Annotated in this window: 2 protein-coding genes; both read right to left on the reverse strand. The window is 62.2% G+C overall.

The window, feature by feature from the left end; all coding sequences use genetic code 11:
* Positions 1-1,269, reverse strand: a 1,269-nt coding sequence (locus I5W_RS05680) for a homoserine dehydrogenase (RefSeq protein ID WP_044528514.1), incomplete at its 3' end; no start/stop codon positions are given.
* A 71-nt stretch (positions 1,270-1,340) separates the two neighbouring features.
* Positions 1,341-2,006 (reverse strand): aminotransferase class I/II-fold pyridoxal phosphate-dependent enzyme (locus tag I5W_RS05685; protein ID WP_044528513.1); only part of this gene is annotated, 666 nt, incomplete at its 5' end.

The raw sequence follows: 2,006 nt of genomic DNA on the forward strand, positions 1-2,006 counted from the left end.
GACCGTGGACAGTGCCTCGATCTTGGCGATGGCCGCCTCGATGTTCTTTTCCTGAGTCTGGTGAGTCAGCATGATAATGTCGGTCTGCTGCTCGCCTTGGGCCGGTTCCTTCTGCAGCATGGCATCAATGGAGATGGTCGAATCGGCCAGGATGCGCGTCACATCGGCCAGCACGCCGGCCTGGTCGGCCACGCGGATGCGCAGGTAGTAGCTGGTCACCACCTCGCTCATGGGCAGCACCGGGGTATCGGCCATGGCGTTGAGCTGGAAGGCCAGCGATGGCACGTGGTGTTCCGGGTCGGCCGTGGCCAGGCGGGTGATATCGACCAGGTCGGCGATCACGGCCGAGGCGGTCGGCTCGGCGCCGGCGCCCTTGCCGTAGTACAGCGCTTCGCCCACGGCGTCTCCGCGCACGACCACCGCGTTCATCGCACCCTCGACATTGGCGATCAGGCGCGAGGCCGGGATCAGCGTCGGGTGCACGCGCAGCTCGATGCCCTTGGCCGTCTGGCGGGTGATGCCCAGCAGCTTGATGCGATAGCCCAGTTGCTCGGCATAGGTGATGTCGCTGGCCTGCAGCTTGGTGATGCCTTCCACGTAGGCCTTGTCGAACTGCACCGGAATGCCGAAGGCGATGGAAGCCATGATGGTCAGCTTGTGGGCCGCGTCCACGCCTTCGATGTCGAAGGTCGGATCGGCTTCGGCATAGCCCAGGCGTTGCGCTTCCTTGAGCACCACGTCGAAGTCCAGGCCCTTGTCGCGCATCTCGGAGAGGATGAAGTTGGTGGTGCCGTTGATGATGCCGGCCACCCACTGGATACGGTTGGCGGTCAGGCCTTCGCGCAGCGCCTTGATGATGGGGATGCCACCGGCCACAGCCGCCTCGAAGGCCACGATGACGCCCTTTTCGCGCGCCGCCTTGAAGATTTCGTTGCCGTGCGTGGCGATCAGGGCCTTGTTGGCCGTGACCACGTGCTTGCCGTTGGCGATGGCCTTCATCACCAGGTCGCGGGCGGTATCATAGCCGCCGATCAGTTCCACGACGATATCGATCTCGGGATCGTTCACCACTAGATTGCCGTCGTTGACGACCTTGACTTTTCCCTGGGTCAGTTCGGTCGCGCGGGCAGTATTGCGAGCGGCGACCATGGTAATTTCAATGCCCCGGCCTGCACGGCGCGCAATCTCTTCCTGGTTGCGCTGGAGAACATTGAAAGTACCGGAACCCACGGTGCCGATGCCGAGCAAACCTACTTTGATGGATTTCATATTGTCTTCGTGGTTGGTGAAAAAGACCGCCACGCCGCTACGGGCGCGCGTGACGGGGACTGCAAAACGGATCAGGCGGTACCGTGACGGCGACGATAGCCTTCCAGGAAGTGGGCGATACGGCCCATGGATTCGCTCAGGTCGTCGGTATTAGGCAGGAACACCACGCGGAAGTGGTCGGGCGTGGGGCAATTGAAGCCGGTGCCCTGCACGATCAGCACCTTTTCCTCGGCCAGCAGTTCGTAGGCGAATTCCTGGTCGTCCTTGATCGGGTAGATCTCGGGATCCAGGCGCGGGAACATGTACAGCGCCGACTTGGGCTTGACGCAGGTCACGCCGGGGATGTCGGTCAAGAGCTTGTGCGCCAGGTCGCGCTGCTTGGTCAGACGCCCATTGGGAGCGACCAGGTCGTTGATGCTCTGGTAGCCGCCCAGCGCGGTCTGGATCGCAAACTGGCCCGGCGCATTGGCGCACAGGCGCATGGAGGCCAGCATGTTCAAGCCTTCGATGTAGTCGCGGGCATGTTTCTTCTCGCCCGAGACCACCATCCAGCCAGCCCGGTAGCCGCAGGAACGATAGTTCTTGGACAAGCCATTGAACGTGATGAACAGCACATCATCGGCCAGCGAAGCCAGCGAGGTATGGGTGTTGCCGTCGTAGAGCACCTTGTCGTAGATCTCGTCGGCCAGGATGATCAACTGGTGCTGACGCGCCAGTTCGATGATTTCCTCAACACC

It is taken from the genome of Herbaspirillum sp. B65 (genome assembly GCF_000333555.1).
In the GTDB taxonomy this organism is placed as follows: domain Bacteria; phylum Pseudomonadota; class Gammaproteobacteria; order Burkholderiales; family Burkholderiaceae_D; genus Herbaspirillum; species Herbaspirillum rubrisubalbicans.